This is a genomic window from Halomonas sp. KX33721 (assembly GCF_001596805.1).
Taxonomy (GTDB): Bacteria; Pseudomonadota; Gammaproteobacteria; order Pseudomonadales; family Halomonadaceae; genus Vreelandella; species Vreelandella aquamarina.
In genome coordinates this window covers 42,381-57,797 of record NZ_LVIA01000035.1, presented here as the reverse complement: position 1 = coordinate 57,797, position 15,417 = coordinate 42,381, and the positions used below count along the sequence as shown (strand labels likewise).

15 protein-coding genes and 1 pseudogene are annotated in these 15,417 nt (G+C 54.4%); 10 read left to right on the top strand and 6 right to left on the bottom strand.

Annotated features, from left to right (window positions below):
* Positions 1-248: pseudogene (locus A3220_RS17000) on the bottom strand (IS1380 family transposase); the annotation flags it as partial.
* Between the two features lie 330 nt (positions 249-578).
* Here A3220_RS17000 and A3220_RS13230 point away from each other — a divergent pair.
* Both A3220_RS13230 and A3220_RS13225 read left to right on the top strand, forming a co-directional pair.
* Positions 579-1,121, top strand: coding sequence for a hypothetical protein (locus tag A3220_RS13230; RefSeq protein ID WP_062375248.1), 543 nt, complete (start codon positions 579-581; stop codon positions 1,119-1,121).
* A gap of 60 nt (positions 1,122-1,181) precedes the next feature.
* Positions 1,182-2,459, top strand: coding sequence for a hypothetical protein (locus A3220_RS13225; protein ID WP_062375246.1), 1,278 nt, complete (start codon positions 1,182-1,184; stop codon positions 2,457-2,459).
* Positions 2,460-2,516: 57 nt separating this feature from the next.
* Here the strand turns inward: A3220_RS13225 and A3220_RS13220 are convergent, their stop codons facing one another.
* The 5 genes from A3220_RS13220 to A3220_RS13200 all read right to left on the bottom strand — a co-directional run bounded on the left by A3220_RS13220 (position 2,517) and on the right by A3220_RS13200 (position 7,365).
* Positions 2,517-2,894 carry a hypothetical protein gene (locus A3220_RS13220; RefSeq protein ID WP_062375245.1) on the bottom strand — a complete coding sequence of 126 codons (378 nt, stop codon included), beginning with the start codon at positions 2,892-2,894 and terminating at the stop codon, positions 2,517-2,519.
* A gap of 86 nt (positions 2,895-2,980) precedes the next feature.
* A complete protein-coding gene (hemL, locus tag A3220_RS13215) occupies positions 2,981-4,261 on the bottom strand; it encodes a glutamate-1-semialdehyde 2,1-aminomutase (protein ID WP_062375243.1) in 1,281 nt (426 codons plus the stop codon).
* 36 nt (positions 4,262-4,297) lie between these two features.
* Entirely contained in the window at positions 4,298-5,107 is an 810-nt protein-coding gene (locus A3220_RS13210; RefSeq protein WP_062375241.1) for a hydroxymethylpyrimidine/phosphomethylpyrimidine kinase, read from the bottom strand.
* Positions 5,107-5,538 carry a protoporphyrinogen oxidase HemJ gene (gene hemJ, locus A3220_RS13205; RefSeq protein WP_058577321.1) on the bottom strand — a complete coding sequence of 144 codons (432 nt, stop codon included), beginning with the start codon at positions 5,536-5,538 and terminating at the stop codon, positions 5,107-5,109. Before hemJ ends, A3220_RS13210 begins: the two co-directional genes overlap by 1 nt.
* Positions 5,539-5,565: 27 nt before the next feature.
* A complete protein-coding gene (locus A3220_RS13200; RefSeq protein WP_062375240.1) occupies positions 5,566-7,365 on the bottom strand; it encodes a chloride channel protein in 1,800 nt (599 codons plus the stop codon).
* Between the two features lie 170 nt (positions 7,366-7,535).
* Between A3220_RS13200 and argC the strand changes: the two genes are divergently transcribed.
* The 8 genes from argC (at position 7,536) to A3220_RS13160 (ending at position 15,410) form a co-directional block, all read left to right on the top strand.
* The gene (gene argC / locus A3220_RS13195) at positions 7,536-8,570 is read left to right on the top strand and encodes an N-acetyl-gamma-glutamyl-phosphate reductase (RefSeq protein ID WP_062361047.1); all 1,035 of its coding nucleotides are present in this window, start codon (positions 7,536-7,538) and stop codon (positions 8,568-8,570) included.
* Between the two features lie 102 nt (positions 8,571-8,672).
* Positions 8,673-9,026, top strand: a complete 354-nt coding sequence (gene erpA / locus A3220_RS13190) for an iron-sulfur cluster insertion protein ErpA (RefSeq protein WP_062361049.1) — start codon at positions 8,673-8,675, stop codon at positions 9,024-9,026.
* A 149-nt stretch (positions 9,027-9,175) separates the two neighbouring features.
* Positions 9,176-9,943, top strand: a complete 768-nt coding sequence (locus tag A3220_RS13185) for a transporter substrate-binding domain-containing protein (RefSeq protein WP_062375238.1) — start codon at positions 9,176-9,178, stop codon at positions 9,941-9,943.
* Positions 9,944-10,054: 111 nt separating this feature from the next.
* The gene (locus tag A3220_RS13180) at positions 10,055-10,726 is read left to right on the top strand and encodes an amino acid ABC transporter permease (protein WP_054640716.1); all 672 of its coding nucleotides are present in this window, start codon (positions 10,055-10,057) and stop codon (positions 10,724-10,726) included.
* A gap of 10 nt (positions 10,727-10,736) precedes the next feature.
* The gene (locus tag A3220_RS13175) at positions 10,737-11,495 is read left to right on the top strand and encodes an amino acid ABC transporter ATP-binding protein (protein ID WP_062375237.1); all 759 of its coding nucleotides are present in this window, start codon (positions 10,737-10,739) and stop codon (positions 11,493-11,495) included.
* A gap of 581 nt (positions 11,496-12,076) precedes the next feature.
* On the top strand, positions 12,077-13,981 hold the full coding sequence (mnmG, locus tag A3220_RS13170; protein WP_062375235.1) for a tRNA uridine-5-carboxymethylaminomethyl(34) synthesis enzyme MnmG: 1,905 nt from the start codon (positions 12,077-12,079) through the stop codon (positions 13,979-13,981).
* A complete protein-coding gene (rsmG, locus tag A3220_RS13165; protein ID WP_062375233.1) occupies positions 13,978-14,643 on the top strand; it encodes a 16S rRNA (guanine(527)-N(7))-methyltransferase RsmG in 666 nt (221 codons plus the stop codon). Before mnmG ends, rsmG begins: the two co-directional genes overlap by 4 nt.
* Positions 14,643-15,410, top strand: coding sequence for a ParA family protein (locus A3220_RS13160; RefSeq protein ID WP_054640719.1), 768 nt, complete (start codon positions 14,643-14,645; stop codon positions 15,408-15,410). Before rsmG ends, A3220_RS13160 begins: the two co-directional genes overlap by 1 nt.
* Positions 15,411-15,417: the final 7 nt, after the last annotated feature.

The window sequence follows — 15,417 nt, the reverse complement described above, 5'->3', positions numbered from 1 at the left end:
TGCAGGGTCAGCAGTTGTTGGAAGGGCTTGTCGCGGCGGAAGTTCTCGACAGCGTCATAGTCGCTCATGCCCAGACACAGCAGGCCCAGGTAGCTCTTGATCACGTCACTGGTGCGCATGCCCAGCGTGGTGGGGAAGCGGCTGTCGATGCTGTCGACGCCAGCGATCTCGAAGCATTGCCCGATGATGGACAGCCCGGCGTGGCTGGTGAGGGTGCGGCAACTGGCGCGGAACTTTATGTTGGGCATGGCACTGTCTGGGTGAATGGCGATAATGGCTATATTGCCATGCAGGTCAGTGGGTTAGAAGTGCTTCCGGGGGCCGGTCTCACGGATTCAGGTTGATTTTAGCCGCTTTTTCAAGCGGCTTTTTATTTACAACTCTTATACTTTTAAATTTATAGTTATTAGCATTAGAAATCTCATCAAAACCGATCAAAATAATAGTGTCTATTAAAATAATAAACACCAACTTTATAAGTTAATAGCTAGAAAAATTTCCGATAGCGCCTTCTTTGAAATCGTCCAAACTCAACACAGGAAGCAAAAAGAAATATAACGTTTCAAAAGGAAAACCCAATGAAACCGTTTAACCAATTGCCAGCCCTTTATAAGACAGGATCCGTAGCTTCCTGTACGGCATTGGTGATGGGTGTCTTACTAACCAGCTTCAATCTAGACGCTTCAGCAAACGACCAGTTCATTGGCAGCATGTCTAGAGTCACGCAATACGTAGAGTCTCAAGGTGTCAGCCATTTAAAAGGCAATGTGAGTATCATTCAACAGCAAGGCACCAGTAACAGCGCGAGCGTTGTTCAATCTCGTTCAGCGAATTACCAATTTAAAAACTTCGCTTACATTAAACAAACTGGATATAACAATCAGGCCAATTTGATCCAGCACAATGGCAACAACATTGGCGTGATTGTTCAGCAAGGCTATAACAATAGCGTTACGGCTATTCAAGAAGGGAACAGTGTTGGAGTTGCACTGAACGCTATTCAAATTGGCTTTAACAGTAACCTAATGATTTCACAATCGGGCAGTGGCCTACGCGATGTAAATGTCCACCAACAAAACTACTCGGGCACTTCACGACCGGTCACTATCGATATCAACTGAGTCGCACCTGGCTTCTCAGTTAACCACCAAAGCAAGTTGATCGAAAAAAGGGGAAATATCATGAAACTGCAACTTACCGCCCTCGCCGCTGCTGTTAGTATCGCAATGAGCGCCTCATCTTTAGCACAAACCGTGCAATCAAACGTAGACTTAGAATATGAATCTGCTACGTCTCCACAGCAAGGTGGCGGCTGGGGAGTAAACAACGAAAATTCCAACGCACTTAATATTGACGATAATGCATGGGATAACAGTAATTTTGGTGCTGGGGACGATACTAGGTTTCAAACCTTCACTGATTCATTAGGATCAATGGATCCATCTACTGTAATTTCGGGTGAAAACACATCTTTCATTAGACAGGAAACACAGGCAGGCGGCGCTCAGTTTGGCAATATGGCCAGCGTCATGCAAAAAGGCGATCAAAACTACTCTAATGTAGACCAAAACAAGCAGCAAAGCGGCGATGCACTAGAAGCTGATGTTTATCAAAATGGTGAGGGCAACAGCTCTATTGTAAAACAAGACTTGAGTTTTGGAGCTGTTGCAAACGTATACCAATATGGCGATAGAAACCTCTCTAAAGTGGACCAGTTTGGTGCAGATAACAATGGATCTGATGTCAATCAAACCGGTAATGACAACAGATCTATCGTTGTTCAAGGAACAAACCCAGGCGGTGCTACTGGCAATAACACTTTCGTACAACAAAATGGAGACTCCAACCAATCATACGTCTTTCAGCAATGGCATAATAATACTGCCATGTCTGACCAGTTCGGTGATAATGGTATGAGTCAAATCTGGCAAGCTGGCTCCGGTAATGAAGCTAAACTGAAACAGGAAGCTGGAAGCGAATTGAACACTTCATACATTTTACAAGGCCAAGGTGGCGTAAGTGATAATAACCTTGCCGATGTGACCCAAGACGGAAACAATAATGAATCTTATGTTTCTCAGCTGGTTGGCGACGGCAATGAAGCGTTTGTAAAACAAACTGGCAGCTACGGCGATTCAACCATTCTACAAAGTGGCGCATTGAACTATGCTAATGTAGAACAAAGCGGAGTGGGTGATATTTCCTTCATTACACAAGAAGGAAGTAATAACGAAGCAAACGTTACACAGAAAGGACTTGGTATCGCTGGACAAGAGTTTAATGAATCATTCATTCTACAAACTGGCGGTGGGTCTCACATAGCTACAGTGAATCAAGACCACGCTCCAGCAGGTGGTTGGAATAACATTTCAACTATCACTCAAATTAGCGCAAATCAAGGAAACGCTACTGTAACTCAAGTAGGCAGTGGCAACCGCGCTTCCACTATCCAGTATTAATCATTAGCCAGTTGAATATTCTCATACCGCCCCCTCGGGGGGCGGTTTTTTTATACCTTAACGCACCACCACCGTCAGCGTGCCGCCCTTGCCTTGGGTCGAGGAGCGCGTGCGGTTGCTGCCTTTGACGATATCGACTTCCAACCGCTCATCGTCGCTCAGGAGTTTGACGGTACCTTCTAGGGTATCTCCTTCGAAGGTGAACTCTGCGGGCACCGTGCCTCGAGTTTCAGGGTGTTCGATGGTGTCGCCGTCCTGGGTAATGCGCCACTCGGCCGAAAACTCAGCGCCGGGAGAGCCGCTCATGGTGATGTGGATTTGGGTCATATCCTGCTCCTGTGCGGCTAGCCCTGGGAAAGACAAGCCAAGGGTAAGAACGGTGGTCAACCACGCACCGTATCGTCGTGACGCGTGCCAAGCCGATAATCGTTTCATGTTAGCTACCTCGGTAACCACAAGAGCCGCTCGATAAGAGCGGCTCTTGCAGTGTAGCAGACGTTCTAACTACCAGTTACCTAGTGTTACATAACAGCAAAGGCTTTCTCTGCGGCATCCAGAGTGAGTTGGATATCCTCAGGCGTATGGGCACTGGACATAAAGCCAGCTTCGTAGGCAGAAGGCGCAAGGTAGACGCCATGATCCAGCATTGCGCCAAAGAAGCGGCGGAAGGCATCGGGATTACACGCCGTGGCTTGGGCAAAGTTATCCACACGGGACTGCGAGGTGAAGAACACGCCGAACATGCCGCCTGCGGATTGCGTCATCATAGGTACCCGCGCCGCATTGGCACGCTCTTGCAGGCCGTTACACAGCGTTTGCACGCGCTGGCTCAGGGCATCGTGGAAGCCCGGCACCTGCAGCTTGGTCAGCAGCGCCACCCCGGCAGCCATGGCCAGCGGGTTCCCCGACAGCGTGCCCGCCTGATATACCGGCCCCAGCGGCGAGATGTTCTGCATGATGTCGCGCTTGCCGCCAAACGCACCGACCGGCATACCGCCACCAACGATCTTACCCAAGCAAGTCAGATCCGGCGTGACACCGTAGTAAGCCTGGGCACCACCAAGGGCAACCCGGAATCCGGTCATCACTTCGTCAAAAATCAGGATGCTACCGTACTCGTTACAAACGTGGCGCAGGGTTTCCAAGAAACCTGGCTGAGGCGGAATGCAGTTCATATTGCCCGCCACCGGCTCGACGATGATGCAGGCAATTTGCTCACCGATCTCGGCAAAGCACGCTTCAACGCCTTCCGGGTCGTTGTAGGATAGTGTGATGGTGTGCTCGGCCAGCGACGCCGGAACGCCCGGAGAGCTGGGCTCGCCGTGGGTCAAGGCACCGGAGCCCGCTTTCACCAGCAGGGAATCCGAGTGGCCGTGGTAGTTACCCTCGAACTTGACGATCTTATCGCGACCCGTGGTGCCCCGCGCCAGCCGAATCGCTGACATGGTGGCCTCGGTGCCCGAGCTGGTCATGCGCACCATTTCCATGGTGGGAATCATGTCGCAAATTAGGTCGGCCATGGTGGTTTCCACGGCCGTGGGTGTCCCGAATGAGAGCCCATTATCCAACCGCGCACGTACGGCCGCCAATACGTCTTGATCGGCGTGACCGGTAATCATCGGCCCCCAGGAGCCGATGTAATCGACGTAGCGGTTGCCCTCGACATCGAAGAGGTAAGCGCCCTGTGCACGTTCCATGAATACCGGCGGGCGGTGCAACCCTTTGAAGGCACGGACGGGAGAGTTCACGCCCCCAGGGATATGGCGACTCGCGAGGTCGAACAGTTCAGCAGATGTGGTCATGGCATCCTCAATATAAATGGCTTACTACCAATGAGATCAAAAGCGCACGGGGCGTGGCAAGCGATTCGGCAAACACTGGCCACTCGGGGGCTGGTAGCCGTGAGACAAGCTCTCCCAAGTAAAGTGCTGGGCCTGTTCACACGCCGTTGGTAAGCGCTCACCTACCGCTAGACGCGCTGCTAAGGCTGACGCGAGCGTACAGCCAGAACCATGAAAGACGTCCGGTAGGCGCGGCCACTGCCACTGGCGAGTGGTATCGGGCGAGTGAAGCGTATGCACCACCTGCTCGGCTGAACCGGGTAAGGGGTCATCCGTTGCCGTCACCAGCACCGCTTGGCAACCTTGTGACAGCAGTGACACCGCCCGGGCAGTGTCGTCATGGGTGTCTAGAATTTCCGGTGTCAGCGCCGCCAACTCAAAGCGGTTCGGCGTTAAGATATCCACAAGGGGTAGCAGCCGGTCACGATAAAGCATCTGCAAAGCCTCTGTGGATAACATAGTGCCTCCCCCTGCTTTGAGAACCGGGTCAGCAACCACGGGCACCCCTGGAAAGCGACGAATAATCTGCTCTGCAGCCCGCAGCGTAGCTTCATCCGCCAGCAGGCCGAGCTTAATCGCGGCAATCTGCATATCACCGACAGCTTCGGCCATTTGGCGCATCGCGCCGGGGTCGGCTGGCATTACCCGCGACACGTTATGGCAGTTCTGCACGGTCATCGCCGTGGGGATCGTGACCGCCCAACCGCCGCAGGCGGCGATGGCTTCGCTATCAGCGACCAGTCCGGCACCGCCCGTGGGGTCATGACCCGCTAGCACTAAAACAACAGGGGGAAGAGGTTGGTGCATCAAAAGGGCTTCACTACCGCCAAAAGAATAATCGCGACCAGCGCAATCACGGGCGCTTCATTGAACCAGCGAAAAAATACGTGGCTCTTGGTACAACGCGACTGGTCAAACTGTTTAAGGTAAATCAAGCAAACATGGTGGTAAGCAATTAACAGTGCCACCAAGGTAAGCTTGGCGTGCATCCATCCTTGGCTAAACCAGGCGGGCACCAAATAGAGCATCCAGCCCCCAAAAATCAGTACCAGGATCATCGACGGGGTCATGATGCCACGGTAAAGCTTGCGCTCCATGGTTTTAAAGTAAGTGATCGCTTGCTCATCACCTTTGTCGCGTGCCATGGCGTGGTAAACATAAAGTCTTGGCAGGTAGAACAGTGCGGCAAACCAAGTAACAACGGCCATCAAGTGAATAGCCTTTACCCATTCGTACATGGTCTCTCCTTAGGCGGTGGCATATGGCTAGGAATCGGTCTCGCGGGCATCTGTTTGCCGAGCGTCAGTGTAGTGGTAATAACGCTCGATCGCGCCCCGGGTAATGATACCTGAAATTCGCTGCTGCTTTGGTCGATAGCCATGCACCACATAAAGCGCCCCAAGCGCGCTGTCTTGAAGCTTTAAAAACGCTTCCGATAGCGTGGCCTGCAAACCAATCGGGGCCATTTCCAGCCGCTGGCCGGGAATCTCCAAAAGATCAATTAACTCATCTTCCGGCGGCACTTCTCCATCGAGCGCCTCATCGTGCTCCAGCAGCCAGCGGGCAAGCTCTGCTGCCTTTAGCCCCAGTACCGGCTTATCCTCACTGGAGCGCTCAATTACCAGCCACATAGGATTCGCTTCTAGCAGGCGGCGCGCCTGGTTGAGAGTGATCATGCGCTCGGTACGCACCAGCTGACGCTCCATCACGGCAGGCACCGACACTCGGGAAAGCGCTTGCATCAGAGGCTGCTGTAACGGATGCAATCCATAGCGTACTGAACTAATGAAAAAACCTTCACAACCCGTCAACTGCCGCGACGTTAAGCAGGCCACCACCACGACCAGCATCCCCGGTAGCATAATCGTCGGTGTATGAGTGAGTTCTAGCAGTGCCATCAACGCCGCCAACGGTGCCTGAAGAACAGCCCCCATCATGGCTGCCATACCGAGCATGGCATAAATCCCTGGGTCAGCAGCTTTCTCAGGCCATAGCCAGCCCCCTAACATACCGCCTAGTGCACCGGTGGCCGCCCCAGCGACCAGTACCGGGCCAATAATGCCGATCGGCACGCCGCCTGCAACGGTAATCGCAGTAATCAACAGCTTGGCAACCATCAGCGCCAATAGCACATTGATCGCCAACTGATTATTCAGCGCTGCCGCCACGCTGTCGTAACCAATGCCTTGGATTTCAGGAAACCACCACGCCAATACCCCGGTTGCCACACCCACCACACCTAGTCTTATCCACAGCGGCAGTTGTTGAAGGCGTTGGCTTCGAGAGATGTGGATAAAGATACCTGCCATTAACCCAATCACGAGGCCAATAATGATGATCCAGGGCAGGTTCATCAGCGACCCTAACGCCACCTCAGGAATCCGAAACGCGGGCGCATTGCCATACATCACCTGCGCCACCAGCGCCCCCATGGTCGAGGCTAAAATCACCGGCATAAAGCTCATCAGGGTGTACTCCATCATCACCACTTCCATGGCAAAGATCACCCCAGCGATGGGCGTGTTGAACGAGGCCGAAATACCGGCTGCCGTGCCACAAGCCACCAACACCCGCAAGCTATTATTGGGCAGCCGCAGCTTTAGCCCCAACCCGCTGGAAGCCGCCGCGCCAAGATGAATGGCAGGCCCTTCCCGACCGGCAGATAATCCACCCAGCACCGAGACCACACCCACCCACCACTGGTTGAGCCAGTTGCGCAGCGGGAAGCGCCCCTGATGATAGGTCAGTCGCTCGATCACATGGCTGACGCCGAGTTTGCGTGCGGTAGATCGCTGCCGATAGAGCAACAGACCAATCAACGTGACGGACATGATCGGCAGAAGTGCTCTTAGCCAAGGCATCAACCCTTCGAAGGCTTCCGGATCACCGTCCGGCATGTAGAGCGCCGCCCCCGCTTCCAGCAGCAGGCGAAACGCCACCATCACCGCCCCAGTAATCACCCCAGACACCAACCCCAGTACACACAGCTGCGGTAAGGCATCCACGTTCGCCAACTGGCGGCGAAAGCTCTCTAGAGTGAAATCTGACCGAGAAAAACGTGCCACAACGTCCGTCCTTGCGTTTATTGTTCGTTTCATTGTCTCGCGTTGCGCAGCGCTCTTAAGCGCTGGCTCTCTTGTGTATCATAGCTGGATACACTTCAACAGCCTGGCCACACTGATTAGGCTGTTAATTATTCAAGCGTCGATTGCGCGAAGCGCACAAGGAGTGGTTTGTGATTAACGTTGGCATCGTGGGTGGCACCGGTTATACCGGCGTCGAACTTCTCAGACTGCTGGCTCAGCACCCTCAGGTAAACGTCAAGGCCATCACCTCTCGCTCGGAGACGGGCGTAAAAGTGTGCGACATGTACCCCAATTTACGCGGTCACTACGACACGCTGGCATTCAGCGAACCCGACGCCAAGGCGCTAGGCGCAATGGATGCGGTGTTTTTTGCGACTCCCCACGGCGTTGCCCATGCCTTAGCGGGCGAGCTGCTGGCCAACGGCACCCGCGTCATCGACCTCTCTGCGGACTTCCGCCTGCGCGATGCCGACGAGTGGAGCCGTTGGTACGACCAGCCCCACGGCGCGCCGGAGCTGCTTGAAGAAGCCGTTTACGGCCTGCCCGAAATGCACCGCGAAAAGATCAAAACGGCTCGTTTGATTGCTGTCCCTGGCTGCTATCCCACCGCCGTTCAGCTAGGCTATCTGCCGCTGTTAGAAGCTGGCTTAATTGATCCGAACCAGCTGATTGCCGACTGCAAATCTGGTGTGACCGGTGCTGGCCGCGGTGCCAAAGTTGCTTCGCTGCTGGCCGAGGCCAGTGAATCCATGAAGGCCTACGGCGCGGGTGGCCACCGCCATCTGCCGGAAATTCGTCAAGGCTTGGGCGATATGCAGCCCAACCCAGTGGGGTTGACCTTTGTTCCCCATCTAACGCCTATGATTCGCGGCATTCACGCCACGCTTTACAGCACGCTGACCGCCGAGCCAGAAGATCTACAGGCGCTCTTTGAGCAGCGCTACGCCAACGAGCCGTTTGTCGATGTCATGCCCGCCGGCAGCCACCCGGAAACCCGCAGTGTCAAAGGCAACAATACCTGCCGCATCGCGGTCCACCGCCCGGGTAACGGCAATACGGTTGTGGTGCTTTCAGTCATTGATAACCTGGTGAAGGGCGCTTCTGGGCAAGCCATTCAAAACCTTAACTTGATGTTTGGCTTTGATGAGCACATGGGGCTTAACGCCCCCGCGCTGATGCCCTAACGTTTGAGGAATTCCCAGCAATAGTTGACCAATTTGCTGGGAATTACCCATAATCACCCCCTAATACGGATTATTCGTTCTTAAAGCTCGCGGGAGGTACCCATGAGCGGTGCAGAAGCTTTTGTTCCAACTCCTCTGTTACTGTCAGACAGTGCACGCAAACGCATCAAAGCGTTAATGGCTGAAGAGAGTAACCCGGCGCTGAAACTGCGCGTGTACGTTACCGGTGGCGGCTGCTCTGGTTTTCAATACGGCTTTGACTTCGCGGACAGCGTTGCCGAAGACGACACACTCATCGAATTTGGCGATGCAACGCTAGTGGTCGACCCGCTCTCTTATCAGTATTTGGTAGGCTCCACAGTGGATTACGAGGAGGGCCTAGCAGGGGCTCGATTTCGTATCCAAAACCCCAATGCCACTACCACGTGCGGATGTGGCGCCTCGTTTATGGTGTGACCAACGTTGGTGACAACCCCTCCCCATGACTTGACGCCTTGGCGGTTTCTCGCCAAGGTTGAAAGGTCAATAACGGTTGCCTAGCCAATTTATAAGAAAAAAAAATTCTATAAATTGCGCGGCTAACCACATAAAACATGGGGAAACTAATGAAACACCTATTCACTACCTCTACTATTGCGACCGCCATCACACTGGGTTTGGGCAGTACCACCGCGTTTGCACAAACGCCTACCGTCAACGTGGCCACTGACCCAAGCTTTGTGCCCTTTGAGATGCTCGACCCCGAGACCGGTGAAATGATCGGTTTTGATATGGACATCATCAATGAAGTCGCTGATCGCGCTGGCTTTGACGTCAACCTCACCACCATGGAGTTCTCGGGCATCATTCCTGCGGTGCAAACCGGCAGTCAAGAAATCGCCATTGCGGGCACCACTATCACCGAAGAGCGTGCTCAGGTCGTTGACTTCTCTGATCCCTACTACGACTCCGGTCTGCAAATCATCGTACGTGCTGATAACGAAGAGGTCTCCTCCATCGAGGATCTCGAAGGACTGTCAGTGGCCACCAAAATCGGCTCCACCAGCTACGACTTCTTACAACAAGAGCTTGGCGAAGACGCCGATATCACGCCCTACCCAGGCACCGCTGATATGTACATGGCGCTGCTGGGCCGTAACGTCGACGCCGTACTTTACGATGCGCCCAACGTAGCTTACTTCTCACAAACCCGTGGCGAAGGTCGCACTAAAGTCGTCGGCCCGCTGTACGAAGGTCAGCAGTACGGCATCGTATTTCACAAAGGCAGCGAGTGGGTAGAGCCGACCAACGAAGCGCTGGCCGCTATGCGTGAAGACGGCACCTACGATGAGATCTACACAAAGTGGTTCGGTGAAGCACCCAGCGCTGAGTAATTAGCGCTATATGCCATAACCAACGCTTAAAGCGACTCTCACCACACAGGGCCGGGCGGCCATTTCCCCCGGCCCTGTGTCGTTGTTCCTCTTATTATCTGGAGATAACGCGTGGACGTTAACTTTCAGTTTGATTGGTCGGCTGCGTTCGGGTCGATCCCCTACTTGTTACCCGGTATTCCCTGGACGCTACTGATTTCATTTGGCGGCCTGGCGATTGGTTTTTTCATCGGTATTTTCTTTGGGTTGCTGCGTATTAGCCCGGTACGCTGGCTGCGCTGGCCTGCGGTTGTGTATGTTGAAGTATTCCGCGGCACCCCTATTTTGGTCCAAGTGCTGTTTATCTTTTACGGCTTGCCGCAACTGTTGGGTGGGCCCATCAACGCCCTGGTAGCGGGTATAGCGGCCATTGCCGTCAACTCCGGTGCCTATATCTCTGAAATTGTGCGCGGCGGCGTTCAGTCCATCGAGCGCGGCCAGCGGGAAGCATCGCTATCGCTTGGCCTCTCTCGGGTGCAGGCGTTCCGCTATGTGATCTGGCCGCAGGCACTGCGCCGTATGATTCCACCGCTGGGTAACCAGGGCATTATCAGTATCAAAGATACCTCGCTTTTTTCGGTTATCGGGGTCAGTGAGCTGGTACGCCAAGGGCAGATCTATATCGCCACCACCTTCACCGCGCTGGAGGTCTACTTCATGGTGGCACTGATGTATCTCGCCATTACCTGGACCCTCTCACTGGTGCTGCGCCAAATCGAGCGCCGCGGCCTCGCCGGACAATAAGGAGCGCACAATGACTTCTACTCAAACGCCCATTGTGCGTATGCAAAAGCTCCACAAGCACTTTGGCAGCCTGCACGTACTCAAAGATATCGACCTGGAAATTGTGCCTGGTGAAGTCGTCGTGGTCATCGGGGCCAGCGGCTCGGGTAAATCCACACTCATTCGCTGTATCAACGGCTTAGAAGAGTTTCAGTCAGGCAGCCTGGATGTGGACGGCAATACGCTGCTACCCAACGGTAAAAGCAGTCAGGCGCTGCAAACCATCCGCACCGAAGTGGGCATGGTATTTCAGCAGTTCAATCTGTTCCCGCATCTTAGCGTGCTCGATAACGTCACTCTCGCGCCGATGAAGGTGCGTGGCTGGAGCCGTCAGGATGCCGAAGAGACTGCCAAGCGGCTACTTGATCGCGTAGGTATTGCCGACCAGGCAAATAAGTACCCCAGCCAGCTCTCCGGTGGCCAGCAGCAGCGTGTGGCGCTGGCGCGTGCGTTGGCCATGGAGCCGCGCCTCATGCTGTTTGATGAGCCAACCTCAGCCCTTGACCCCGAGATGATTGGCGAAGTGCTAGACGCCATGCGGGAGCTTGCTAAAGAGGGGATGACCATGGTGATCGTTACCCACGAAATGGGCTTTGCCCGTGAGGTGGCCGACCGCATCATCTTTATTCATAAAGGCGAAATTGCCGAACAAGGCACTCCCGAGCAGCTGTTTGATGCTCCTCAACACGAACGTACTCAGTCGTTCCTGGCACGGGTACTGAAGCACTAATGTCGTGCTAACCATGCGCTCTTAAATCGCCAATATTGCGCTTAAAACGTCCTATCTAATGGCCTGTCTTCATGACAGGCCATTTTTTTTTTGCCTGTGGATACTATTTTTTTACACGCTCCTCGCTACTTCGCCACGAAGCCCACCATGAGCGCTTATCAGCATGATTTGAGTATGTGAAGCAGGTTGTTCACAGGTGCGGTAACAAGCCAGGTACCCAGCGGTGGATAACCCGTTGTCAGTCAGCCTTGTGGGTAAGCCGCACTTTCATCCACAGCTCCAACACCGCTTCTACGCAGGCACTCCGCTGCTTAATCACCTAAAGGTCAACAATGTAAAATATTGATAAAACTAGCGTTAGTAGACTTATCAACAGATTTTGTCCACACCAGTAGTTACTACATCAACAGAACTTCTCTTATTTATTTTTATTTTGTTATTAATAAAGACAGAACCCTTAAACCGGGGTGTGGAAAAACCTGACGGTTACCCACAGGAGGTTTATACTGGCGGGCTTATTCCATCAGCACCGATATGCTGACCACATCATCCGTGCCAACAGGCACAAGACGAGGTGTCTCTTGAACTACCCCGACCGCTTTGACGTGATTGTCATCGGCGGTGGCCATGCGGGAACTGAAGCCGCACTGGCCTCTGCTCGTATGGGCTGTCAAACCCTATTGCTAACTCACAACATCGAGACGCTTGGCCAAATGTCGTGCAATCCCGCCATTGGCGGCATCGGCAAAAGCCATTTGGTGAAAGAAATTGATGCGCTCGGCGGTGCAATGGGGCTAGCCACGGATTTAGGCGGCATCCAGTTTCGCGTGCTCAACGCACGCAAAGGGCCAGCGGTACGTGCAACCCGTGCCCAAGCCGACCGTATCCGCTACAAAGCCGCCATTCGCGGCATGCTGGAAAACCAGCCCAACCTGACGATTTTTCAGCAGGCGGCAGGTGATCTCATTGTGGATAACGACACCGTACGCGGCGTCGTGACTGAAACCGGCATTCGCTTTCACGCAGAATCCGTTGTGCTCTCAACCGGTACCTTCCTAGGTGGCGTTATCCACATCGGGTTGGATCAAAGCCGCGGAGGCCGCGCGGGTGATCCGCCCTCCAACGCGCTGGCAGAACGACTGCGTGCGTTGCCGTTTCATGTTGACCGGCTCAAAACCGGCACGCCGCCGCGTATCGATGCCAAAACCGTCGATTTTTCGCAGTTGGAAGAGCAGCCGGGTGATACCCCAACGCCGGTGATGTCTTACCTCGGCTCGCGGGAGATGCATCCCCAGCAGGTGAGCTGCCATATCGCCCACACCAACGAGCGCACGCACGAGATTATTCTGGGTAACTTGGATCGCTCGCCAATGTACTCTGGCGTGATTGAAGGGATCGGCCCGCGCTACTGCCCCTCGATTGAAGATAAAGTGCACCGCTTTGCCGACAAATCGAGCCATCAGGTGTTCATCGAGCCTGAAGGCCTGGATACCCACGAGCTCTATCCCAACGGCATCTCGACCTCGCTGCCGTTTGATGTGCAGCTGCAGGTGGTGCGCTCGATCAAAGGGTTAGAAAACGCACACATCACGCGTCCTGGCTATGCCATTGAGTACGATTTCTTTGATCCGCGGGATTTGAAACACTCGCTGGAAACCAAATTTATCCACAACCTGTTTTTTGCCGGGCAAATCAACGGCACAACTGGTTATGAAGAAGCAGGTGCCCAGGGGCTACTGGCGGGCTTAAACGCCGCTCGCCGCGCTAAACAGCTCGACGCTTGGTACCCCCGCCGTGATGAAGCCTACCTCGGCGTTTTGGTAGACGACTTAATCACCATGGGCACCAAAGAGCCCTACCGCATGTTTACTTCGCGGGCGGAATATCGACTGCTGCTGCGTGAAGACAATGCCGATCTGCGCCTGACCGAAAAAGGCCGCAAGCTAGGCTTAGTCGACGACACGCGCTGGGCCGCATTTAGTCAAAAGCGCGAAGCCATCGAGCGGGAAACTGCACGCTTGGCCACCACTTGGGTGCAACCCAATAGCCCGGCGGCGGAAAAAATCGCTGAAAAAACCGGCAGGCCGCTACCCCGAGAGTACTGCTTAAGTGATTTGCTGAAACGCCCTGAGCTGACGTATGCCGATATTACCTCGCTCCCCGGTATGGAAAGCGGTGACGTACACGACGAAGCCGTGGCCGAACAGGTGCAAATTCAAGCCAAATATCAGGGCTATATTGATCGTCAGCAGGATGAGATCGATAAGCTTAAGCGTCATGAAGCTACGCCGCTGCCTGCGGAACTTGATTATCACCAGGTGGAAGGTCTCTCCAACGAGATTCGCCAAAAACTCAGCAATACCCGTCCAGAAACCCTTGCACATGCAGCCAGGATTTCTGGGGTAACGCCCGCAGCCATATCGATTCTGCTCGTGCATCTGAAAAAACGCCGCCTAATTACCAACGCCGAGGTGGCCAACGGATGAGTCGACTCCAGCCGCTGGTCAACAGCTTACCCAATGGCGTTGCATCACGACTTGATCAAGGCCTATCAGCGCTAGGGGTTGTGATTAGCGCTGAACAGAGAGAGCAACTGCTTGGTTTACTGGCGCTGTTGCACAAGTGGAACCGGGCTTATAACCTCACCGCAGTGCGTGATGTTGAAGAAATGGTCTCGCGTCACGTACTGGATAGCGCCGCCGTTGCTCCCTACGTTCACGGCCCAACGCTGCTGGATGTGGGGGCAGGGCCTGGGTTACCCGGCTTGGTACTCGCGATTATGAAGCCCGAACTTCAGGTGACGCTGCTGGATAGCAATGGCAAGAAAGTCCGCTTCCAGCGCCAAGCGGTGATGGAGTTGGCGCTGACGAACGTGACGCCTACTCAGGCACGGGTAGAGCAGTTCACCGGCCAGCACTTTGATCAGGTGATCTCACGTGCGTTTGCCAGTTTGGTGGATTTCGTGACGCTAACGCGCCCCCTGCCATCTGCAAATGGCCAGTGGCTAGCAATGAAAGGCCCCGGTGCTGATGACGAGCTGCGTAACCTGCCGGAAGGCATTGAACTCAGCGAGCGCCACCTGTTGAATGTACCCTTTGAAACGGCCGAGCGGCAGCTGTTGATCCTGACCCCAAAAGGAGTTGAGTAGTGAGCCAGATCATTGCCCTGACCAACCAAAAAGGCGGCGTGGGCAAGACCACTTCAGCCGTTAACCTGGCCGCCAGCCTGGCTGCTCTTGACCGCCGCGTACTGCTGGTGGACTTGGATCCACAGGGCCATGCCAGCATGGGCAGCGGGATCGACAAGTACGATCTTGAGAAAAGCGTGCTGGACGTGTTGCTTGGCGAAGCCACTGCGGGCGAGGTTATCGTTCGCGGGCTGCCGGTTCATTACGATGTTCTACCCGGTAACGGCGACCTGACCGCCGCGGAAGTGGAATTACTGGATAGCGACCAACGTCAAAGCCGCCTATCGCTTGCACTTGCCAGCGTCGCGGACGATTACGACGTGGTGCTGATCGACTGCCCACCATCGCTGAATATGCTGACGGTGAATGCGCTCACCGCCGCGCATGGCGTACTGATTCCGCTACAGTGTGAATTTTACGCCCTAGAGGGGCTCTCGGCGCTGCTGGATACGGTGGAGCAGATCAAGCAAAGCGTGAATCCTGAGCTGGCTGTCTCCGGCATTTTGCGCACCATGTACGATAAGCGCACCAGTCTCACCCGAGAAGTAGATAAGCAGCTACGCGACTTTTTCGGCGATGCGCTTTTGAAAACGACGATTCCGCGCAACGTGAAAGTCGCTGAAGCGCCAAGCCACGGCGTACCGGTCACTCAATACGCGCGTTTTTCGCGGGGGAGCCAAGCCTATCGCGTGTTGGCCAAAGAGATGATTCGGCGTCTATCGCTGTAACGGTTGC